The 23,011-nt window shown below is 66.3% G+C and carries 14 protein-coding genes; 9 read left to right on the top strand and 5 right to left on the bottom strand.

The window, feature by feature from the left end; translation table 11 throughout:
• Window positions 1–194 precede the first annotated feature (194 nt).
• The 6 genes from recC to HXS65_RS08095 all read left to right on the top strand — a co-directional run bounded on the left by recC (window position 195) and on the right by HXS65_RS08095 (window position 14,902).
• Window positions 195–4,262, top strand: a complete 4,068-nt coding sequence (recC, locus tag HXS65_RS08120) for an exodeoxyribonuclease V subunit gamma (protein WP_176493635.1) — start codon at window positions 195–197, stop codon at window positions 4,260–4,262.
• Window positions 4,259–8,533 (top strand): UvrD-helicase domain-containing protein, encoded by a 4,275-nt coding sequence (locus HXS65_RS08115; protein ID WP_176493634.1) that lies wholly within the window; start codon window positions 4,259–4,261, stop codon window positions 8,531–8,533. Before recC ends, HXS65_RS08115 begins: the two co-directional genes overlap by 4 nt.
• The gene (recD, locus tag HXS65_RS08110; protein WP_176493633.1) at window positions 8,526–10,685 is read left to right on the top strand and encodes an exodeoxyribonuclease V subunit alpha; all 2,160 of its coding nucleotides are present in this window, start codon (window positions 8,526–8,528) and stop codon (window positions 10,683–10,685) included. The genes HXS65_RS08115 and recD overlap by 8 nt, the downstream gene beginning before the upstream one ends.
• 112 nt (window positions 10,686–10,797) lie before the next feature.
• Entirely contained in the window at window positions 10,798–11,988 is a 1,191-nt protein-coding gene (gene nosP / locus HXS65_RS08105) for a nitric oxide-sensing protein NosP (RefSeq protein WP_176493744.1), read from the top strand.
• Entirely contained in the window at window positions 11,978–13,411 is a 1,434-nt protein-coding gene (locus tag HXS65_RS08100; RefSeq protein WP_176493632.1) for a hybrid sensor histidine kinase/response regulator, read from the top strand. Before nosP ends, HXS65_RS08100 begins: the two co-directional genes overlap by 11 nt.
• 174 nt (window positions 13,412–13,585) lie before the next feature.
• Window positions 13,586–14,902, top strand: a complete 1,317-nt coding sequence (locus HXS65_RS08095) for an Nramp family divalent metal transporter (protein WP_255303108.1) — start codon at window positions 13,586–13,588, stop codon at window positions 14,900–14,902.
• 50 nt (window positions 14,903–14,952) lie between these two features.
• Here the strand turns inward: HXS65_RS08095 and HXS65_RS08090 are convergent, their stop codons facing one another.
• Window positions 14,953–15,759: a response regulator transcription factor gene (locus HXS65_RS08090; protein WP_176493631.1), complete on the bottom strand. Its 807-nt coding sequence runs from the start codon at window positions 15,757–15,759 to the stop codon at window positions 14,953–14,955.
• Window positions 15,760–16,178: 419 nt separating this feature from the next.
• Here HXS65_RS08090 and HXS65_RS08085 point away from each other — a divergent pair, with 419 nt between their 5' ends.
• On the top strand, window positions 16,179–17,699 hold the full coding sequence (locus HXS65_RS08085; protein ID WP_084209318.1) for an aldehyde dehydrogenase family protein: 1,521 nt from the start codon (window positions 16,179–16,181) through the stop codon (window positions 17,697–17,699).
• Between the two features lie 270 nt (window positions 17,700–17,969).
• Window positions 17,970–18,998: an alcohol dehydrogenase AdhP gene (gene adhP / locus HXS65_RS08080; RefSeq protein ID WP_176493630.1), complete on the top strand. Its 1,029-nt coding sequence runs from the start codon at window positions 17,970–17,972 to the stop codon at window positions 18,996–18,998.
• Between the two features lie 207 nt (window positions 18,999–19,205).
• Here the strand turns inward: adhP and HXS65_RS08075 are convergent, their stop codons facing one another.
• The 4 genes from HXS65_RS08075 to HXS65_RS08060 all read right to left on the bottom strand — a co-directional run bounded on the left by HXS65_RS08075 (window position 19,206) and on the right by HXS65_RS08060 (window position 21,666).
• Window positions 19,206–19,697, bottom strand: a complete 492-nt coding sequence (locus HXS65_RS08075; protein ID WP_084209317.1) for a pyridoxamine 5'-phosphate oxidase family protein — start codon at window positions 19,695–19,697, stop codon at window positions 19,206–19,208.
• Between the two features lie 191 nt (window positions 19,698–19,888).
• Window positions 19,889–20,380 carry a CreA family protein gene (locus tag HXS65_RS08070; protein ID WP_077379193.1) on the bottom strand — a complete coding sequence of 164 codons (492 nt, stop codon included), beginning with the start codon at window positions 20,378–20,380 and terminating at the stop codon, window positions 19,889–19,891.
• A 73-nt stretch (window positions 20,381–20,453) separates the two neighbouring features.
• Complete coding sequence (locus HXS65_RS08065) at window positions 20,454–20,795, bottom strand: DOPA 4,5-dioxygenase family protein (protein ID WP_136939013.1); 342 nt, start codon at window positions 20,793–20,795, stop codon at window positions 20,454–20,456.
• 100 nt (window positions 20,796–20,895) lie between these two features.
• Window positions 20,896–21,666, bottom strand: a complete 771-nt coding sequence (locus HXS65_RS08060) for a sulfite exporter TauE/SafE family protein (RefSeq protein ID WP_254696411.1) — start codon at window positions 21,664–21,666, stop codon at window positions 20,896–20,898.
• Window positions 21,667–21,976: 310 nt separating this feature from the next.
• On the opposite strand from HXS65_RS08060, the gene HXS65_RS08055 reads away from it, so the two are divergent.
• Window positions 21,977–23,002, top strand: coding sequence for a succinylglutamate desuccinylase/aspartoacylase family protein (locus tag HXS65_RS08055; protein ID WP_077379197.1), 1,026 nt, complete (start codon window positions 21,977–21,979; stop codon window positions 23,000–23,002).
• Window positions 23,003–23,011: the final 9 nt, after the last annotated feature.

The following is a 23,011-nucleotide window of genomic DNA, read 5'->3' as shown; positions in this document are numbered from 1 at the left end:
GCGCCAGAGCGCCTGTTCCCGACCAGTCAGGCATTCATCTGCCTGAAAACGCGCATCACCCTCCGGGGTGGTGCGCGTTTTCGTTTGGGCCAGCGCCGAGGCGACGCTAGGATGGAGGCACTCGTCACGCCTCGCTCTCGACTCGTCTCGCCTCGGCCATGAGGGCTCGGGGGCTTTGCCAGCAGGATGCCCGCATGTTTACCGTTCTTCACGCCAATCACCTCGAGGATCTGCGCGATCTGGCGCTCAAGGTGATCAAGGCCGCTCCCCAGCCTCCGCTGGTGCCGGAAACCTTTCTCGTCCAGTCCAACGGCATGGCCCAGTGGCTGAGGTTATCATTGGCCGAGGCCGATGGCATCGCTGCCTCGGTCGATTTTCCACTGCCCTCAAGCTTCGTGTGGCGTGCCTATCGCGGGGTCCTGGGTGGCGTGCTGGGCGACGAGATTCCGGAGCTGTCACCCTTCGACAAGGGCCCGCTTGCCTGGCGTCTGCTGCGCCTTTTGCCGGGCCTGCTGGCCGATGAATCCCAGGCGGAATGCTATGCGCCGCTCAGGGATTACCTGTGTCGCGATGAGCGTGGCCAGCTGATCGAGGCAGTCGATGAGGGTGCCCTGCCTGCACTGCCCGAGGGGCCGGAGGCAGAGCGTCAGCAGTGGCAGCTGGCCTGCCAGCTGGCGGATCTCTTCGACCAGTACCTCAACTACCGTCCCGAGTGGGTGCGCAGCTGGGAGAGCGGGCTGGAGGATGACAACTTCCGCGATGCCTTCGCGCGTCAGCAGGCCGCAGGCGAGCTGCCCGCCAATCTGCTGCCGGACAACCTGCCCGCCAGCCAGAAATGGCAGCCGGCCCTGTGGCGCGCGGTACTGGCGGATGCGCCGCCCAGCAGCCGACAACATCACCGTGCCGCTCTGCATGGTCGCTTCGTCGCGGCCGCGCGCGCGCTGGAATCACTGCCCTCATCACGCCGCCACCCGTTGCCGCCACGCCTGTTCGTGTTCGGCATCTCGGCACTGCCGGGGCAGACGCTGGATGCGCTGCATGCGCTGTCCGGGGTGATGGACATCTACCTGATGATCACCAATCCCTGCCGTCATTACTGGGGCGATATCGTCTCCGACCGCGAAGCCGTGCGGCGCAGTATGAGAGCCGACAGTCTGCGCATGGACAGCGAGCGCGTCGCGCGACAGCGTGCCCGTCACCCCGAGGCACCGGCGCTGACCGGGCTGGCGGAGGAGGAGCTGCACCTCAAGGCCAATCCGCTGCTGGCCGGGCTGGGTGCCCAGGGGCGTGACTTCATCGTCAATCTGTATGAATTCGAGAGCGCGCTGTCCGGCCGCGACAGCGGTTTCGATCTCGAACTGGACGTCTTCGTGCCGCGCATCAGCGAGGATACGCCGCCCGAGCAGGCACCGCTGCTGCATCAGATCCAGGATGAGATTCTCGAGCTGGTGCATCCCGGCGAGCGCGCCCTGGCCGAGGGAAGACCTCGCAGGCTGGAGGCGCAAGATGATTCCATTAGTCTGGTCAGCGCCCACTCGGCGCTGCGTGAAGTCGAGATTCTGCATGACCGCCTGCTGGCGGCCTTCGAACGTGCCCACGAGGCGGCCAGGCAGGGTGGGGGCGAACCGCTGCGGCCGCGCGACATCCTGGTGATGGTGCCGGACATCGACCGATATGCCCCCTATATCGAGGCGGTGTTCGGTCAGCTGCCGCCGGGCAATCCGCGCCATATTCCCTTCACCATCGCCGACCGGGTGGCCAGTCAGGCCAATCCGCTGCTCGGACTGGTCTTGATGCTGCTGGAGCTGCCGGAGCGCCGCCTCGGCGTCAGCGAGGTGCTGGATGCACTGGATGTCGCCGCCTTCCGGCGTCGCTTCGCCATCGAGGAGGGCGAACTTGAGCGCCTGCGGCGCTGGCTGGCCGACAGCGGCGTGCGCTGGGGGCTCTCCGGTGAGCACCGTGAGCAGCTTGGTTTCATGCCTCTCGACGAGAACAGCTGGCGCTTCGGGCTCGAGCGCATGCTGCTGGGCTACGCCACCGGGGCCCCGGCGGCCGGCGCCCCGGCGGCAGGCTCCCAGGCGGCCGGCTCCCCAATACAAGGTGAGCAGAGCGCCGACCTGATGGACGGCCTGATGGATGGCCTTGTCGACATGAACGGCCTGAGCTTCGATGGTGTGGTGCCCTTCGATGAAGTGGCCGGTCTCGAGGCCGAACTGGCAGGCAAGGTCGGCGAGCTGATCGAGAGCCTGGATCGCTGGCGCCGCTGGCTGGACACCTCGCGTACGCCAGCGGACTGGGCGACTACGCTTCAGCGATTGTGGGAGGAGAGCCTCAGCCCGGACAGTGCCGAGGAATTCGACATTCTGGCGCGTCTGCAGGCGGCGCTTTCCCGCCTCGACAAGGGCTGGCAGCAGGCCGGTTTCGAGGGCTGTCTGTCGCTCAAGGTGGTGCGCGAGGCGCTGCGTGGCGAGCTGGACAGTGGCGGTCTCGCCCAGCGCTTCCTTGCCGGTCGGGTCAACTTCGCCACCCTGATGCCGATGCGTGCAATTCCCTTCCGCGAAGTGCACCTGCTGGGCATGAACGATGGTGACTACCCGCGCGTGCGCATGCCGCAGGATTTCGATCTGATGGCCAGCCGCCCTCAACCGGGAGACCGCTCACGGCGTGACGATGATCGCTACCTGTTCCTGGAGGCGCTGCTGGCGGCGCGGGATCGCCTGTCGATCTCGTGGGTCGGGCGTGACCAGCGCGACAACGGCGAACGGCCGCCCTCGGTGCTGGTCGGGGAGCTGCTTGATTACATCGAGCTGGGCTGGACCCCCGAGACGCATGCCGAGGCACCGGGTGTCTCTCGCGAAGCTGCCCTGCGCGAGCGCCTGATCACCGAGCACCCGCTGCAGCCGTTCTCGCGGCGTTATTTCCATGCCTCCCAGGCAGCGGCCGTCGATCTGTTCAGCTATGACGCCAGCTGGTCGAGCCTGTATCGCGCGGCGGGTCAGGCTCCAACCTCAGGGGCGTCCCCGGCGAATCAACGCGAGGCCAGTCAGGCGAGCGCGGCGGGGGCCGCCGCCTTGAAGCAGCTGGTGGAGCAGGCGCCGGAGTCCCATCTGCGTCTCGGCGCGGACTCGCTGGCGCGCTTCCTGCGTCGTCCCTGGCAGCTGGGGCTGGACCGCGTCGGCGTGCGCTTCCGCGATGCCGAGGTGCCGGATGAGGACAACGAACCCTTCGCCCCCGACGGGCTGGAGAACTTCACCCTGACTCGCGAGCTGCTGGACGCCGCGCTCACCGGACAATCCTTGCCGCTGGCCGCCGAACGTCTGCGCCGGGCCGGGCGCCTGCCGGCGCTGGGCTTTGCCGATGCGCTGATCGAACCGCGTCTCAAGCGTCTCGATCAGCAGCTGGCCAGCTGGCGCGATCAGCTCAGCGATGCCACCTCGCTGCCGCCGCGCACCCTCGAGGTACCGCTGATCATGCAGGATGAGGACGGCAGGCCCTTGCGGGTGACGCTCACCACGCGCCTGATCAGCCGTCGGCAACTGCGCGATGACGCCGAGGGCGAGAGCCGCCTGCTGGCCACGCTGGAGGCGACCCACTTCGGCACCCTCAAGCCTGGCAAGGAGGGCCGCTACAAGAAGCTCGGCAAGCCGCATCGTCTGCTGGCCGGCTATCTCGACTGGCTGATGGCCAACGCGCGCCCCGGCCTCGGGGAGGTGGCGGGTGATCAGGGCACGCGCCGTGAAGGCTATCAGTGGCTGGCGGTGTTCGAGGACCGCTGGCTGCTGTTCCCCGCGCTGCGCATCGAGCAGGCCGAGGCCGCGCTGCGCCATCTCGTCAAAGCGTATGCCCAGGGCTGGCAGGCGCCGCTGGCCGCCGCGCTGGAATTGGCGACCACGCTCTGGGAGGTAGTGGGCGAGGAGGATCGCAGTGCCTTGTTCGGCGCACTCAAGGCGCAGGCCGCTGACGGCACGCCAACGCTTGAGACGGCGCTGGCCGCCATCCACAAGCCCTGGCTTGCCGACAGCCTGTCGCGCGCCATGGAAACCCGCTTCACGGAAGACATCTTCAAGGGCCCCCAGGCACTCAGGCGACAGGAAGGCGCGCTGGGCGAGCTGTGGCCGGAGTTTGACGCCTTCGCCCGTGCGGGCGGCGTGCTCAACAGCGTGCAGCTCTATCAGCCGTTGATCGAGAGCATGATCGGCGTGCGTCAGGGCATTCTCGGCGAGCGCGCGGTGGAGCTTGCCACCGGGAAGGGGCAGTCATGAGCGATACCAGAGTGGAAGGAATGAGCGGTGTGGAGAGTGGCGTGAGGAGTGGCATCGCTCAGGACAAGGAAGCGGCAATGAGTGACGAGATGGATCCGAGCCAGCAGGGCCAAGCCCTCGATATTCCGACGCTGCCCCTGCTCGGTCAGCATCTGATCGAGGCGAGTGCCGGCACCGGCAAGACCTTCACCCTCGCCGCGCTCTACGTGCGGCTGGTGCTCGGCCCCTTGCCCGGGCAGGCGGCCAGCGTGAGCTATCCGCGTCCGCTGACGCCGCCGGAGATTCTGGTGGTGACCTTCACCGAAGCCGCCACCGCAGAGCTGCGTGACCGCATTCGCGCGCGCCTCAAGCAGGCGCGTGAGGCGCTGCTGGGGCGTGCCAGTCCTGATCCGATCCTGGCTGAATTGCTCGCGCCGCTGCTGACATCCTCACCTGCCGAGGACGCATCGCGCCTCAAGGCCGCGGCGGCGCGGCGCCTCGATCAGGCCGCGCGCCTGATGGATGACGCCGCCATCTTCACCATCCACGGCTTCTGTCAGCGCATGCTCAGTCGGCATGCCTTCGATGCCGGCGGACGCTTCGGCGCCGAGTTGCTGCAGGATGGTCAGTCACTGCTGACGCGTTGCGTCGAGGATTACTGGCGCTGCGAATTCTACCCGTTGGCTCGCGAGTGGCAGGCCTTGATCCGTGGGCGTTGGGCCGGCCCGGAAGCACTGGGAGAGGAGCTGCGCGGCCTGTTGCGTGACGGCACGCCACGCCCGCTGTATCGCGACGGTGAATGCCTTGAGGCCCCGCGAGACCTGAGCGAGCTGCTCGGCAATGCCGAGCAGTGGCGTCAGCAGCAGCAGGCCGCCCGGCGCGCCGTCGAGGAAAGCTTCGATGAGCCGGCCATCCGCGACGTGATGGGCGAGGCCTTCGCCAGCAAGGCGCTCAATGGCAACAGCTACAAGGAGGCCGAGCTGGAGCCTCGCCTGGCGGCGACGGCCGCCTGGCTGGCCAGCGGCGAGCACGATTTCGCCGCCGACATGCTCGACAGCAAGAAGCTGTGCTGGCTGAGTCAGGCCAAGCTCGAGAAGGGCACCAAGAAGAACTGCCAGACGCCGCGTCACCCCTTCTTCGCGGCGCTGGACCTGCTGGCCGAGGTGCCGGCGCCTGATGCCGTGCTGCTGGATCAGGTCGCCGTGCACGCGCGTGACAGCGTCGCCCGCGCCCTGATCTGCGAGAAGCGCCGTCTGGGACTCTGGGAGTTCTCGGACCTGCTCAATGACCTCGACCACGCGCTGGACCCTTCGCTCAATGGCGAGGCCAGCCAGCGTCTGGCGCGTCAGATCCGTCAGGAACTGCCGGTGGCGATGATCGATGAATTCCAGGATACCGACCCGGTCCAGTACCGCATCTTCCGGCGCATCTATCCGCAGACGGCGGGCGATGGCTCGCGCGATGAGCAGCACGTTGACGTTTCTGACCGCGACGAGGCTGACAAGGCACCCAGCACGCTGTTGATGATCGGTGACCCCAAGCAGGCCATCTACGCCTTCCGCGGCGCCGATATCGATACCTATCTGGCGGCGCGCCAGGTCACCCCCTCGCGCTTCACCCTGCCGCGCAACTTCCGCTCCAGCGCCGCGATGGTGGCGGCGGTGAATGCGCTGTTCGCCCAGCATCCCGCGCCCTTCGGCAGTGAGGACATTCCCTTCCAGCCGGTCGAGGCCCAGGGCACGCGCACCCGGCTGGTGCTGCGGCATCCGGATGGCCGCGAAGAGGCCGCCTGTGCACTGAATCTGTGGTGGGCCAACGGTGAGCGCCTGAGCGCCGATGCGCATCGCCGCGACATGAGTCGGGCCTGCCGCACCCAGATCCAGACACTGCTCGAGGGCCAACAACGCCTGGCGGCGGGCGAGCCGGGACTGGTGTTCATGGACGCGGGAGATTCGACGGTGCGGGGCGTGGCCGCCAGCGATATCGCGGTGCTGGTACGCAACGGGCGCGAGGCCGCAGCGGTGCGTGGGGCGCTTGCCGAAGGCGGTATCCGCAGCGTCTATCTGAGCGAGAAGAGCTCGGTGTTCGACACGCCGGAGGCCTTTGAGCTGCTGCAGCTGTTCGAGGCTGTCGCCCATCCGCGGGATGACCGTCGTCTGCGCGCCGCGCTGGCGACACGCCTGCTGGCGGATGACCTCTCGCTGGTCGAGCGTCTCGGCGTGGATGAGCTGGCCTGGGAGCGCGAGGTCGAGCGCTTCGATGGCTACCACCGTGACTGGCAGCGGCGCGGTGTGCTGCCGATGCTGCGCGGCGTGATGCGTGACTTCCGGGTCGGTGAGCGGCTGGCGGCCCGCGCCGGGGGGGAGCGTGCCCTGACCGACGTGCTGCACCTGGGGGAGCTGGCCCAGAATGCTGCCCAGCGGCTCGATGGCGAACAGGCGCTGCTGCGCTGGTGGCATCAGGCACTGGAATCCGGCCATGAAGCGCTGGACAGCGACAGCCTCAGTCAGCGACTGGAAAGTGATGAGGGGCTGGTGCGGGTCGTCACCATCCACAAGTCCAAGGGGCTTGAGTATCCCATCGTGCTGTTGCCGTTCATGGCCAGCTTCCGCGCCGCCGAGCCGGACAGGAATTTCGGCCTGCTGACCCTCAAGCAGCGCTGGCTGGCTGTGGCTGACGTGGGAGGTGATGACCAAGGAGGTGATGACCAGGGAGGTGATGACCAGGGAGGTGATGACGAGGAAGTACCTGCTCGGAGAGTCGATCAGGAGGATGACGCGCTCGATGACAGCATCCTGGTCAAGAAGCCCTCCAAGGAGGCCATCGCGGCGGCCGACCATGCACGGCTGATGGAAGACGTGCGCCTGCTCTACGTGGCGCTGACGCGTCCCAAGTTCGCCTGCTGGTTGGGGCTGGCGCCCATCGGCAAGGGCGGCTTCAGCAAGCAGCTCAGCCTGCCCGTCACCGCCATCGGTTATCTGCTCGGCATGAGTGACAACGAGGAGATCGAGGCCAGCGCCATCGAGGCTGCCTTGTGCCGCTGGTGTGAACAGCAGTCGGCCGGACTCGCTCGCGTGTCCGGTCTGCCGGAGTTGCCCGGTCATGACTATCAGCCACCGGCGGAGCGCGATCAGCACTTCCATGGCGCGCGTCACTTCGCCGGCGGTATCGAGGATGACTGGTGGATCGCCTCCTACACCGCCTTGCTCACGGATGCCCGTCAGGTGACGGCGGCGCTGGAAGACACCGGCGATGCCGAGGATGACCGCGTGCCCGAAGGCGCCACCGAGATCGCGCTGGAAGAAGGCGAGCAGGGCCTGACCCGCCCGGACCGCGAGGTGGCGGGCCAGTCAGGCCCGCTGCTGGCGGGCGGCCTGCCGATGACGGTGGGCGAGATCCACCTGCATGATTTCCCGCGTGGGCCGCGCCCGGGGACCTTCCTGCACGGCCTGCTGGAGGCGGTGGATCTCGATCGTCTCGGTGCGGAGGACTATCGCGGCGAGCTTGAGCGGCTGGTGGGCTCGCGGCTGCATTTCGGTGGCTTCGATGCCAGCTGGCAGCCACGCCTCACCGACTGGCTGGAGCAGGCACTGACCCGTCCGCTGCAGGGCTTCGAGGGCGAGCCTATCCTGCTCAATCGACTCGAGGCCTGGCAGCCGGAGCTGGAATTCTGGCTGCCGGCCGTACACGCGCGCAGTCTGCCGCTGGACGCCGTGGTCACCGCGCTGGAGCCGTTGCCGCGCTCGCGGCCCAGGCTCGCGCCACGCCGCATGCACGGCATGCTCAAGGGCTTCATCGATCTGACCTTCCAGTCCGGCGGCCGCTGGTACGTGCTGGACTGGAAGTCCAACTATCTGGGCGAGCGCCCCGAGGACTACCTCGGTGAGTCGCTGGCCCGCGCGATGGTCGAGCACCGCTACGACCTGCAGTACGTGCTCTACACCCTCGCGCTGCATCGTCTGCTCAAGGCGCGCCTCGGCGAGGACTACGATTACGAACGCTGCATGGGGGGCGTGCTGTATGTCTTCCTGCGCGGCCTGGATGCCGGCGGTGATTCACCCGCGCTTGCGGTGGATGAAGCCACGGCGACGCCCGGCCGGCCCTTTGAAGAGACAGCGACCCCCGGCGTGGCGACACCCGGCGTGTTCCAGCGCCGGCCATCACAGGCGCTGATCGAGGCGCTGGATCTCTGGCTGGGCGGTGACAGCTCCGCATTGGACAGCCTGCTCCTTCACACCACCGACACCACGCCACTCACGCAAAGCGGCCAGCAGGGGGCCTTCGATGTCTGACGCCACGCCTTTGGAAACGCAGCAGCTCAGCGCTGCCCCTGACGCCCCGACTGCCGAGACCCTGCTCGCGACGCTCGGCCTGTGGGTGGAGCTGGGCTGGCTCAGGCGAGTCGATGCCCATCTGGTGCGCTTCATGGCGCGTCATGTGCCGGAGGCCCCGGCCAGCGTGCTGCTGGCGGCTGCGCTTGCCAGCCACCAGCTGGGGCGCGGGCATGTGTGCCTGTCGCTGTCGCGGGCGCTGGCCGAGCCACGCGCGACCCTGTCGCTGCCACCGCTGGAGCAGTCCGAGGCGCACCTGGCCGAGGTCAGCGTGGCCCTGCCGGAAGCCTTCCTGGCGGATCTCGATGCCGGCCGCTGGGCCGAACAGCTGGCGGCATCGCGGCTGGTCAGCGTGCTGGCGCAGGCCGACTCCCCGGCGGGTCATCTGCCGCTGCGCCCGCTGGTGCTGGTGGGCGAGCGCCTCTATCTGCGGCGTTACTGGCAGGCCGAGCGTGAAGTCGCGGCGGGGCTGCGTGCGCGGATGGGGCCGAGCGAGGAGGGCGAGACACGGGTCAGTGATGCGCTGGGCGAGCGTCTGCGTGAGCTGTTCGCCAGCAATCAGCCGGACCCCCATGGCGCGCCGGACTGGCAGAAGCTGGCCTGCGCTCTGGCGCTGCGTCAGCGCCTGACGGTGATCTCCGGCGGTCCCGGTACCGGCAAGACCACCACCGTCACGCGCCTCTTGGCACTGTTGCAGGCGCAGGCGCTCTCTGGTGGAGCTGGCGGTGTGGAGGTGGAGAGCGGTGTGGTAGGCAGTGTCGAGAGCGATGAGACAGGCCATCCGCATGAGCGTCGGGCGCTGGATATCCGACTGGTCGCCCCGACCGGCAAGGCGGCGGCGCGGCTGTCGGAGTCGATCCGTGGCGCGGTGGCGAAGCTCGAGGTGCCAGACGCGGTGCGCGCCGCCATCCCGCGTGAGGCAAGCACCGTGCACCGCCTGCTGGGCGCACGTCCGGATTCCCGCCATTTCCGCCATCACGCCGGCAACCCGCTGGCGCTGGACCTGCTGGTGGTGGATGAGGCCTCGATGGTCGATCTCGATCTGATGGCCGCACTGCTCGGGGCGCTGCCTGCCCATGCCCGCCTGATCCTGCTCGGCGACAAGGACCAGCTGGCCTCGGTGGAAGCCGGCGCCGTGCTGGGCGATCTCTGCGAGCATGCGCTGCCGCCGCGTTACTCACCGGCAGTGTGTGCAGATCTCGCCCGCCTGACCGGCGAAACGCTGGATGAGGCCATCGCCACGCCGGATGTCTCGGAGACGCAGGATACGGCAGACCGCGGCCGACTCGCCGATCACGTGGTGGTGCTGCAGAAGAGCTACCGTTTCTCCGTCGACAGCGGTATCGGTGCCCTGGCGCGTGCCTGCAATGCCGGAGACCGCCAGGCGCTGCGCGCCGTCTGGAAGACCGGTTATCGCGATATCGCCTGGCTGAAGCTCAGCGGCCCGGAGGACCGCGATCTGGAAAAGCTGGTGGTCAATGGCTATCGCCCGGCGCTGGAGGCCGTGCGTGAGCGGCGCCCGGCACGAGAGGTGATCGATCTGCTGCTCGAGTTTCAGCTGCTGTGCGCGCTGCGCCGTGGCCCCTATGGGGTCGATGGCCTCAACCAGCGTGTGGCGCGGGTGCTGATGCGCCGTGGGCTGATCGCCGAGGAACGCGGCTGGTACGCCGGGCGTCCGGTGATGGTGACGCGCAATGATCGCGCGCTGGGGCTCTACAACGGCGATGTCGGCATCACCCTGTCGGACCCCGCCGCCGGGGGGCGCCTGCGCGTGTTCTTCCCGGTCGAGGAGGAGGTGTCGTCAGACGCCGAGCGTGATGGGCAGGACACCGTGATCCAGCGCTTCCACCGTGGCGTGCGCGCGGTATTGCCGTCTCGCCTCGAGGCGGTGGAGACGGTCTTCGCGATGACGGTCCACAAGTCGCAGGGTTCCGAGTTCCGCCATGTGGTATTCGTGTTGCCTGAGGGTGCCAATCCGATTCTGACTCGCGAGCTGGTCTACACCGGTATCACGCGGGCCAAGTCGCGGGTCACGCTGGCGGGCACCCGCCGCGAGACGCTGGAAGGCGCCATTGAACGACGCGTGGTGAGAGCCAGCGGGCTGGTGCTCTAGCCCGGACGCCGACGGATGATCGTCAGGTCAGGCCCCGCTGCGCTCGACAGGAGGAGGGGACATGACGGATGTCAGCAGTCGCGTGAAGGGAAGGCCGCAGCCACAGAGCGAGATGATTGCCGTACCGCTGGCCACGGCGGCCAGCCAGCTCAAGGACCCGCAGGCGGCGGTGGCCGAGCTGGCCCGAAAGCTTGATGACTCGCTCGGTGGCCGCCAGCGGCTCGGCGGGGTGCTGTTCTTCTGCTCGGCGGATTACCCCCTCCCGGCACTGGGTCAGGCGCTGGCCGATGCCTTCGGTGAGGTAGCGGTGAGTGGCTGCACCACCGCCGGCGAGATCACGCCCGAGGGCTATGCGCGCGGCTCCATCACCGCCATCGGCCTGGCGCGCAGCGACTTCGCGCTGGCGCAGGTGTTGATCGATGATCTGAGCGGTTTCGACCTTCCGCGTGCCCAGACGTTGAGTGATGAGCTGCTGGCGCGCTGTCGCGAGCAGGCCGTGGCGCCGGTGATGGGCAACAGCTTCGCGCTGACGCTGCTCGACGGCCTCTCGAGCAGCGAGGAGCAGGTACTGGCGACGCTGGATGCAGCGCTGGGCAGCATTCCCGCCTTCGGTGGCTCCGCCGGGGACGACAACCGGTTGGCGCATACCTATGTCTACGCCGACGGGGTCTTCCATGATCAGGCGGCGGTCGTGGTGGTGATCAATACGCGGCTGCCGTTCGAGGTCATCAGTACGCACCACCTCACGCCGCTGGCCGACAAGCTGGTGGTGACGGCGGTGGACCGCGATTCACGCCGCGTGCTGGAGCTGAATGCCGAGCCCGCCGCCGAGGAGTATGCGCGGCTGGCCGGTGTCGCGCCCGAGGCGCTGGAGGAGGCGGTCTTCGCGCGCTGCCCGCTGGCGGTGCGCATCGGTGAGGCGCATTACGTACGCTCCATCCAGCGCGTGAATGCCGATGCCAGCCTGAGCTTCTACTGCGCGGTGGAGACCGGCATCGTGCTCACTGCCATGCAGGCCACGCCGATTCTCGCGCAGCTCGAGCAGCGGCTGGCCGAGGTGGAGGCGCGTCTGGGGCCGCCCGCGCTGACCATCGGCTGTGACTGCTTCCTGCGGCGCATGGAGATCGAGGCGCTGGGGCTGGAGGCAGAGGCCTCGCGTCTTCTCAGGCGTCATCGGGTGATCGGCTTCAATACCTACGGTGAGCAGCATCACGGCATGCACATCAACCAGACCTTCACCGGCGTGGTGATCGGCCAGCGCCGTCTCGCGGCCGATGGCACGGGAGGGCAGGATGGCGCCTGATACGCCGCTGACAGATTCCCGAAAGGACGGCCTGAGCGCTGAGCTCGCCGCCCTCAAGGCGCGCAATCGCCAGCTGGAGAAGATCAACGCCGCCCTGATCGAGCGGGTCGAATCCAGCAGCCCTTCACCGAGCGCGCCCTACGCCGCCTTCGAGCACGCCGTCCTGCTGGCGGATCAGGTGCGCGAGCGTACCGACACCCTGCACCGCACCCTCGATGAACTGGGGGCACTCAATCGACGTCTGACCGCCGCCAAGGCCGCCTCCGAGGCGGCCAACCACTCCAAGACGCGCTTTCTCGCCGCCATCAGTCATGATCTGCTGCAACCCCTGAATGCCGCCCGACTGTTCGCAAGCGCCCTGGAAGAGCAACTGGCGAGGCTGGCACTTGATGACCCCACGCCGCGCGACGCTTCGCCGGGCGAGCTGGTGGCGCGGCTGGGGCGCTCGCTGGCCGATGTCGAGAGCCTGCTGGGCACGCTGGTGGACATCTCGCGGCTGGATGCCGGCGTGCTGACGGCCGATGTCGCCACCTTCCCGGTGCGTGAGCTGCTGGATGTGCTCGCCGAGGAATATCGTCAACTGGGCGCTGCACGTGGGCTGGAGCTGCACTACGTGGCCAGCCACCTGAGCGTCGAGTCAGATCTGCAGCTACTGGCGCGCGTGATACGCAATTTCCTGAGCAATGCCCTGCGCCATGTGCCGGATGGCTCGACGCGCGGGCGGGTGCTGCTGGGGTGTCGCCGGCGCGGTGACTGGCTGGAGATCACCGTGGCCGACAACGGCCCCGGCATCGCCGAGCATCAGCGCGAGGTGGTCTTCCAGGAATTCCGGCGTCTCGCACCGCGCCAGGACAATGAGCAGCGCGGCCTCGGGCTGGGGCTGGCGATCGTCAAGCGCATCACCGGCCTGCTGGAGCACCCCCTGTCGTTGGCCAGCACGCCGGGGCGCGGCGCTGCCTTCGCGGTGCGCGTGCCGATTCGACAGCCTGCCAATGTGATGGGCCCATCGGCTGACGCGCCTTCTCCCGGTCAGCCTTGCGCGTCACCGCTCGCGCAGCCGCTGCTCGATACCGTTATCTGGGTGGTCGAGGATGATCGGGAGGTATGTGCCGGCATGCAGTCATTGCTCGAGGGCTGGGGCGCGAGTGTCCACTGCGCCGATACCGCCGAGGTGCTGTTGCGGCAGGCGCTGGCCGCGCCGCCGGAGGTGTTGATCGTCGATCATCAGCTGGGTGACGGGCAGCCCGATGGTCTGGCGCAGGCACAACGCCTGCGCAAGCGTTGGCCAGACCTGCCGGTGGTGGTGATCAGCGCGGACCACTCGGCGCCGCTCAAGGCCAGGGCACGCGCGCTCGGCTTCGGGTTCCTCCTCAAGCCGGTCAAGCCGCTGCGCCTGCGCCAGCTGTTGCTCCATTGTCGTTAGCCTTCGCGGGGGAGGAAGAGGCAGGAGGGATTGAAGGAGACTATCAGCTACCGCGCTGAATTTTAATGAGAACTAATCGTATTTAGCATGTATGCTCGTGTCATGACATCCCGCATCCCCTTTCTCTGTTCGCGGGCCATTGATCTGGCAGGTTTCCCTCCCATGCTGAATATCATGTCCGATAAATCCGTACGTCATGCCGCCAGCATGTCGCTGGGCAGTGAAGGTGAAGCCTCTGCTGCCGGCGGTGTGCGCACTGCATCCCCTCTGTCCCTTGCGGGACGCCTGCGTCGCGCGCTGCCGTTTCTCGGCCCGGCGATGATCGCCGCCGTCGCCTACATCGACCCCGGCAACTTCGCGACCAACATCGAGGCCGGCTCCCGCTATGGCTATACCCTGCTGTGGGTGGTGCTGTGGGCCAACCTGATGGCGATGTTGATCCAGACCCTGTCCGCCCGGCTGGGGCTGGCCACCGGCAAGAATCTGGCGGAAGTCATCCGTGAACGCTTCCCGCGCCCGGTGGTCTGGGCCTTTTGGGTGCAGGCGGAGATCGTCGCCATCGCGACCGATCTGGCCGAATTCCTGGGGGCGGCGCTGGCCTTCAATCTGCTCTTCGGGCTCAGCATGCTGGAAGGGGCGCTGTTGACCGGTGCCATCACCTACGCGGTGCTGGTGATGCAGCGCTACGGCTTCCGCATGATGGAGATGATCATCGGGGCGATGATCCTGGCGGTGTCGGCGGGATTCCTGCTCGAGATCATCCTCAGTCGTCCGCCGGTGGAACCGATCATCTACGGCCTGCTGACACCAGGTTTCCCGGATAGCCATGCCATCTTCCTGGCGGCCGGTATCCTGGGCGCCACCGTGATGCCCCACGTCATCTACCTGCATTCCGCGCTGTCCCAGAATCGCATTCGGGTGCGTGACAGCGGTCAGCGCCGTCGCGTGATGGGCTACTACCGTCTCGATGTGATCATCGGCATGGCGCTGGCGGGGCTGATCAACATGGCGATGCTGGTGCTGGCCGCCAAGGTCTTCCATGGCAATGGCGAGACCGGCGTGGCTTCCATCACCGAGAGCTACAAGCTGCTGTCGCCGCTGATGGGCCAGAATGCCGCGAGCCTGATCTTCGGCTTCACGCTGCTGCTGGCGGGGCTGTCCTCGTCCATCGTCGGCACCCTGTCCGGGCAGGTGGTGATGCAGGGCTTCGTCAACTTCCGCATTCCGCTGTGGCTGCGCCGCGTGATCACCATGGCACCGGCCATCGCCATCATCCTGATGGGGCTGCCGGAGCAGCAGGTGCTGGTCGCAAGCCAGGTGGTACTCAGCTTCGGGATTCCCTTCGCGCTGGTGCCGCTGCTGATGTTCACCGCCAATCGCCGCCTGATGGGGGACCTGGTCAATCGTCACTGGGTGACGGCCATCGGCATGCTGGTGGCAGCGGTCATCATCCTGCTCAATGGCTATGTGCTGGTCGGGGAGCTGATGTAGGGCGAGTCACTCTGTCCCGACACCTGATGGGCAACGCCCCGGTTCGCGCCTCATTCGTGAGCGTTGGACCGGGGCGTTTCGCGTCGTGGGGCGGCAGAGGCCTCACTCGGGCCTGACACGGCAGGCAGGGCGTGGCTGGCCAGCAGGATCGCCTGCACCCTGCTGGCGACCCCCAGCTTGTGCAGGATGGCGGAGACATGCGACTTGACGGTGGTCTCCGCCACGCTCAGCTGCCAGGCGATCATCTTGTTGGACTCGCCCAGCACCATGCGTTCCAGCACGCCGCGCTGCTTGGTGGTGAGGGTCTGCCAGCGCCGCGCAAATTCAGCATCGCTGAGGCTCGGCGCCAGTTGGGGCGCTGGCGGTGGCACTGGTACCGATGATGCTGGTGCCGATGATGCAGATGCAGATGATGCTGAGAGCGGCGCTGGACGCGGCGCAGCGCGCATCAACTGGGCAGGCACGTAGACCTCCCCGGCCAGCATGCGTGCGAGGGCATCGCGCAGGGTCTGCGCCGAACTCGACTTGGACAGATACCCCACCGCACCGAGCGCCAATGCCTCGAGTACCGTCTCGCGCGCCTCGTGGGCGGAGAGAATCGCCACCGGCAGCCAGTCTGCCTCCTCGCGCAAGCGCGTCAGGCCTTCCAGGCCGTGGCTGTCGGGCAGGTCGAGATCCAGCAACAGCAGGTCGAGGCTATCGGCATGCGCGTCGATGAGGCTGAGCGTCTCCGCGAGACTGGCGGCCTGCAGCAGCTCGTAGGGCGGTGCCGGGGCGTCAGCGACGCTCAGACTCAGGGTACGACTGATGGCATCACGGAACAGCGGATGATCATCCGCGATCAACAGACGGTACATGGAGGCTCCTGGCCGGTGGCGGGCGATATCCTGATCAAGGCTTTTCTGATCATGACCTTGCTGATAGTAGCTACCCTGAGCATAACGTCATGGCGTGGTGTCGTGCCTTGCGGCCTTCGCGGTATGGCGGCGTTCGTTTCTCCTCGCTTTTCTCCTCCCAAGGGATGAGACGGTCTCCGCCCATGGGGGCATGTCGCGATTGGCGTCGGTGGTCAAGACTGTGAGAGTCGCCTGATCAAGAGGCTCTTGATAGAGCGGGCAGCGAGTCAGCGCCAACGGCGCCACTGCAGAAGGGCCAACACAGGCGTTTCGCTGACACGACAACGACTTTTCAGCAACGACAACGACTGCGCAGCAACGACAACAACAGGTCGTCGATCACGAGCGCCACTCGTGAATCCGACCCACAGGAGTTCGCCATGATCTACGCCTCCCCGGGCAGCGCCGACGCGCTGGTCACGTTCAAGGACACCTACGGCAATTACATCGGCGGGCGTTTCGTCGAGCCGGTGAAGGGGGAATATTTCGACAATGTCAGCCCGGTGACGGGCGAGGTGTTCTGCCGTATCCCGCGCTCGAGTGCGGAAGATATCGATCTCGCGCTGGACGCCGCCCACAAGGCAGCTCCCGCCTGGGGCAAGACCTCGGTGCAGGAGCGCTCCAACATCCTGCTCAGGATCGCGGATCGCATCGAGCAGAATCTCGAGATGCTGGCGGTCGCCGAGACCTGGGACAACGGCAAGGCGGTGCGCGAGACGCTGAACGCTGATATCCCGCTGGCAGCGGATCATTTCCGCTACTTCGCCGGTTGCCTGCGCTCCCAGGAGGGCACCGCGGCGGACATCGATGCCAATACCGTCTCCTATCACTTCCACGAGCCGCTGGGGGTGGTGGGGCAGATCATCCCGTGGAACTTCCCGATCCTGATGGCGGCCTGGAAGCTCGGCCCGGCGCTGGCGGCGGGCAACTGCGTGGTGCTCAAGCCGGCGGAACAGACCCCGGCCTCGATCCTGGTGCTGGCGGAACTGATCAATGACCTGCTGCCGGCAGGGGTGCTCAACATCGTCAACGGCTATGGCGCCGAGGCCGGACAGGCACTGGCGACCAGCAAGCGCATCGCCAAGATCGCCTTCACCGGTTCCACCCCCGTGGGCTCGCACATCCTCAAGTGCGCCGCGGAGACCATCATTCCCTCCACGGTGGAGCTGGGCGGCAAGTCCCCCAACATCTACTTCGCCGACATCATGAATGCCGAGCCCGAGTTCATCGACAAGGCTGCCGAAGGGCTGGTGCTGGCGTTCTTCAATCAGGGCGAGGTGTGCACCTGCCCGTCACGCGCTCTGATCCAGGAAAGCATCTACGACGACTTCATGGCCCGTGTGATGGAGCGCGTGAAGACCATCAAGCGCGGCAATCCGCTGGATACCGACGTGCAGGTTGGCGCACAGGCCTCCCGCGAGCAGTTCGACAAGATCATGTCCTATATGGATATCGCCCGTGAGGAGGGGGCCGAGGTGCTCACCGGCGGCAGCAGCGAGCAGCTGGAGAACGAGCTGGCCAACGGCTATTACATCCAGCCGACCCTGCTGAAGGGCCACAACGCGATGCGTGTCTTCCAGGAGGAGATCTTCGGGCCGGTGGTCGCCGTCACCACCTTCCGCGACGAGGCCGAGGCGCTGGCCATCGCCAATGACACCGAATTCGGTCTCGGCGCCGGTGTCTGGAGTCGCGACATGAACGTCGCCTTCCGCATGGGGCGCGGTATCCAGGCCGGTCGCGTGTGGACCAACTGCTATCACCAGTATCCCGCCCATGCCGCCTTCGGTGGCTACAAGAAATCCGGTGTCGGTCGCGAGACCCACAAGATGGCACTGGAACACTACCAGCAGACCAAGAACCTGCTGGTCAGCTACGACATCAATCCACTCGGCTTCTTCTAGGCCTGACCGTCAGCGCCACCGAGGCTAGTGGCGCTGAATCCACCTCCCGCGATGCCTCCTCGAGGAATTCCTCTCGATGCCCGCGCCAGATCCGACTTGCTTGATCTGGCGCAGGGCAGGGAGCACCGCGTCTGGTTTCAATGAAGAGGCAGGTCCGGGGCGTGCGCGAACACTAGCCCTCGCTCACGACCGGACGGGATCGCACTCTCCGCCTGATCTCTGGCTCGCCTTTCCAAGGTTCGTCTTTCGACAATGAATGAGGAGTCCATCATGGATAACAGCATGAAAGCCGCCGTGGTACGTGAATTCGGTGCACCGCTGGTGATCGAGGAAGTCGCGGTACCGCGACCGGGGCGTGGCGAGATTCTGGTCGAGGTCGCCGCCTCCGGGGTCTGTCACACCGACCTGCACGCCGCGCATGGCGACTGGCCGGTGAAGCCCAACCCACCGTTCATCCCGGGACATGAGGGAGTGGGGACCATCGCGGCGGTGGGCGAGGGTGTGACCCACGTCAAGGAAGGCGACCGGGTCGGGGTGCCCTGGCTCTACTCGGCCTGTGGCCATTGCGAGCATTGTCTGGGTGGCTGGGAGACGCTGTGCGAGAGCCAGCAGAACACCGGCTATTCGGTGAATGGCGGCTTTGCCCAGTACACGCTGGCGGATGCCGGCTACGTGGGGCGTCTGCCGGACAGCGTGGGCTTCGTGGAGATCGCGCCGGTGCTGTGCGCCGGGGTCACGGTCTACAAGGGGCTCAAGATGACCGACACTCGCCCCGGTCAGTGGGTGGTGATCTCGGGGATCGGCGGGTTGGGTCACATGGCGGTGCAGTACGCCCGCGCCATGGGCCTGAACGTGGCGGCGGTGGATGTCGATGATGCCAAGCTGGATCTGGCCCGCCGTCTGGGGGCCACCGTGACCGTGAATGCCATGAAGGAAGATCCGGCAGCCGTCATCAGGCGTGAGATCGGCGGCGCGCACGGCGCACTGGTGACGGCGGTGTCGCCCAAGGCCTTCGATCAGGCCCAGAACATGCTGCGCCGTGGCGGTACCCTGGTGCTCAACGGCCTGCCGCCGGGTGACTTCCCGCTGCCGATCTTCTCTACGGTGCTCAACGGCATCACGGTGCGTGGCTCCATCGTCGGTACGCGTCAGGACCTGCAGGAGGCGCTGGACTTCGCCGCGGAAGGCAGGGTCGCCGCCACCGTGCAGACCGGCAGGCTCGAGGATATCAATGACATCTTCGGGCGCATGATCGACGGCAAGATCGAAGGGCGCATCGTGCTCGACATGAAGTCTTGAGGCGTTCACTGTCCTGAGCTTGAACCCTCTCCACCGACGACAGGTCTGCAGGAATCGGCAGGACTCGGCAGGATTCGGCAGGCGGCAGGAGACCAGACACGACAACGCCAGCCCTCGGGCTGGCGTTGTCGTGTCTGGCATGGCCGTGTGCGTCAACTCTTACGCGGGCACTTCAAAGAGCTCTCCATGACGAGCTCGGGCTTCTGCTCATACCGTGCCGAATTTCTCGTTCTCACCCATGTCCGGGGTGTGGTCCTTGTCGAGGTTGGCGCGCGCAATCTCATAGAGTTGATACGCCTTGCTCTCCTTGGCCTTCCAGTGTTCACCGGATTGCACCTTGACCTCCAGCAGAGTGACATCGGGGTCATCCTTGCCTTCCGGGAACCAGGCGGCCACGAACGGATTCCAGAACTTGTCGATCAGGCCCTGATCGCGGTGCAGATTGGCATGACCGCTCAGCGACACATAGACGCCATCATCCTGATCGGAAAAGCTCAGGCAGACCTCGCTGTCCTTCTTTGCTTCAAACACCTTCTCGGCACTGGCTCGCGTGAAGAACCACAGGGTGCCGTCGTAGTCATCCTGCACCAGATGCATCGGGCGGGCATGTGGCATGCCGTCACCCTGCGTCACCAACATGCCGACCTTCACATCCTTGATCAGCTTCCAGATCTTCTGCTTGTGCTCCGGGCTCGACATCGTGTGTCACTCCTTTGCCTCATGCGAATGAAAATCCGACTGGCTAGCCGTTGATCAAGACCTTGGAGCGACACCCCATAACTTCAAGGGATGATGGTGAAGCTTTCGCTTGATGAGTCAGCGCATGATGAATCAGGGCTTGATGAGTCAGGGCTTGATGAGTCAGGGCTTGATTCAGGCGCCGAGTCGGCTCACTGCGCTGCCGGTGCCTGCCAGGCCTCGCTGCCCCATAGCGGCACGCTGCTCAGCGCATGCTTGAAGCTGCCGCTGGTTTCCTTGGTGCTGTAGGCGATGTAGAGCAGGCTCTGGGAGTCACGGTCCAGAATACGGCGGATCTTGAGGCTCTTGAGCAGCACGCTCTTGGACTTGCGATAGACCTCCTCGCCACTCTTGGAGGTGTCGATGTCGGCGAGCATCGCCGGGGTGATCGGGCCGGTCTGGCGGCAGGCGATGCTCATGTCGGAGGGGTCGGAGAAATCGAGATTCGCCTCGATGTTGCTCAGGTGACAGGTCACGCCCGGCACCTTCGGGTCGATCAGGCTCTCGATCTTGATGTCCTTGGTGGTGAACAGGCCCAGCGAGACATCCCCGACCTCATTGTCGTCACAGCCGGCCAGCAGCAGGCCAGAGGCGATCACGCCCAGCAGGGCGGCACGAGGGGATAGGCGGCGCAGTCGAGTCATGGGGTCATCCTTGAGTCAGTGGGTAAGGCGAAGGCGGCAAGGCGATGATAGCGTGTCGGGCGACCTCCGAGCCTCACTCATCGCCGAAGACGTGCAGATTCAGCGGGTGGGAGCTGCCCAGCCACATCACGCCCTGGGTGTGATCAAAGAGATCATCACCGGTGCCGGCGTGCACGAAGATGTCCAGCGTGCCGCGATTGAGCGCCAGCCACGGGATGATGCGCCCGAAGTCTTCGGGAGCGAAGGACAGCTGACAGCTCCACAGCGGGTGCGGGCCTACCGGCTGCTCATGAAAGCGACCGACGCGCAGGGGAAAGTGCTGCTCGGCCTGGGCCGCCAGCTCGCGAGCGGCGGCCAGACTCTGCTCATCGGTGTAGTAGAGATGTGCGTGGTAGTAGTGGATCTGCGGTGTCATGGCGTTGCCCCGGTCATTCTCGAATGTCTGTCTGAAAGCGTTACCCAGAAGGTCATGCTGGCTGGCGGCAGAGGTCGCCAGGCGTGATGGCGCGCGGACATCAGCCCCAGGCCTTGTAGATCAGCTGTACGCCGACCAGTGCCATCGCGAGGATGATCAGGCGGAAGAACAGCCTCTCGTTGACGCGGGATTGCAGCCACAGGCCGCTCCTGACACCTGCCCAGGCCACCGGCACCAGCAGCAGCGAGGTGGACAGACTGGTGAGGTTGACCTCGCCCAGCGCCACGTAGGGGCCCAGCTTCATCAGATTCATGCCTGCGAAGATGATCACCGTGGTGGCGATGAAGGTCTCCTTGGGATGCTGACGCGGAATCATGTACAGGTTGTAGGGCGGGGCGCCGGCGTGGGCGAAGAAACTGGTGAAGCCGGCCGTGGCACCGGCAGGAATGGCCAGCCAGCGCGGCAGCGGATTCCTCGCGGTGGGCTTGAACAGCATGTAGGCGGCGAACAGCAGCGAGATGACGCCCAGCAAGCCACGAATCATGTTCTCGTTCAGCTCATCGAACAGCACCACGCCCACCGCGATGCCGATGGCGGCGCTGGGCAGGATGATGCGCACCTCCGACCACAGCTGCTTGCCCCACCAGGCGCGAGCGCTGAGAAAGTCCATCACGATCAACAGCGGCAGCAGGATGCCGGCCGCTTCCAGCGGACCGATGGCGAGCGCCATCAGCGGCACGGAAAGCGAGCCGAACCCGCCGGCGAAGCCGCCCTTGGAGATGCCGGTCAGGTAGGTCGAGAAGACGATCACGCTCCAGGCCAGGGCGGAGTAATCGGGCAGGGTCAGCAGAGAGTCGAGAAGATCGGTCACGGGCAGCTCTTGTCAGTGGCAGTCAGGACGAGGCCGAGGCGTGTCATTCTCGCCATGTCGCTCCCGTCATATCGTGCTCGCCATGTCGTGGTCAGGTGTCGTCACGCCGTCGGCGTCATGCCATTGTTGAACAATTCCGTCCGGTCTTCATCCCGACACGCTGCAATGAAGTCTTTCCCTTGACGCACCAATGCGCTAAAAGGCGCATGTCGCACAGTGTTTTCTTTCGAGACACTGGGCGAGCAGCCTGATCTGACAGGAGCTGTCACGACGCCTGTCGCTCGTTGGTCGAACAATCTCTGAGGTGGCGATGTCACGCGCTCCATTTGAAATCAGCGGTACCCGCATCGCGCCGGGAACGCGGGCCCAGGTCGATGTGCCTGTCGCCAAGCTCTACACCCACGCGCCGTTGCATATCCCCGTCGAGGTGGTGCATGGCCGTCAGCCCGGCCCGGTGCTGCTGGTGTGTGGTGCCATCCATGGCGACGAGATCAACGGTGTCGAGATCGTGCGTCGCCTGCTCAAGAGTTCCAGCCTCGCGCGGCTGCGCGGCACCTTGATCGCGGTGCCCATCGTCAACGTCTTCGGCTTCGTGCAGCACACGCGCTACCTGCCGGACCGCCGTGACCTCAACCGCTGCTTCCCGGGCAGCGAGAGCGGTTCGCTGGGCTCGCGGGTGGCGGCGCTGTTCCGTGAGCAGATCGCCGACCAGGCCACCCACATCATCGACCTGCACACCGGCGCGATTCATCGCACCAACCTGCCGCAGATTCGCGCCACCATGAGCGGCAGCGACGCCACGCGCCAGATGGCGGATGCCTTCGGTGCACCGGTACTGCTGAACGCCGAGCTGCGTGAAGGCAGCCTGCGCGCCTATGCCAGTGGCCGTGGCGTGCCGGTCATCACCTATGAGGCCGGCGAGGCGCTGCGCTTCGATGAGTGGGCGATTCGTCCGGGTGTCAGCGGCGTGAAGCGCGTGATGCGCTCCATCGGCATGCTGGCCAAGGACCGCGACCGCAAGCCCAGCTCCCGCGCGGTGGAAATGTCCAACGGCTCCAGCTGGGCGCGCGCCTCCATCGATGGCATCGTCCAGAGCCGCGTGGGCCTGGGAGACCGCGTCGAGAAGCATCAGGTGCTGGGCATCGTCGCCGACCCCTTCGGCAACAGCGAAAGCGAGGTGCTGTCGCCCGCGGATGGCATCATCATCGGCATGGCCAATCTGCCGCTGGCCAACGAGGGCGAGGCGCTCTATCACGTGGCGCGCTTCCATGCGATCGACGATGCCGAGAGCGCCGTCGACAACTTCCAGCAGCTGTTCGTGCCGGACTCTATCTAGGCGGTTTGT

The sequence above is a fragment of the Cobetia sp. 5-25-4-2 genome (assembly GCF_013374075.1).
Taxonomy (GTDB): domain Bacteria; phylum Pseudomonadota; class Gammaproteobacteria; order Pseudomonadales; family Halomonadaceae; genus Cobetia; species Cobetia marina.
This window is presented reverse-complemented; position numbering and strand designations above follow the sequence as displayed.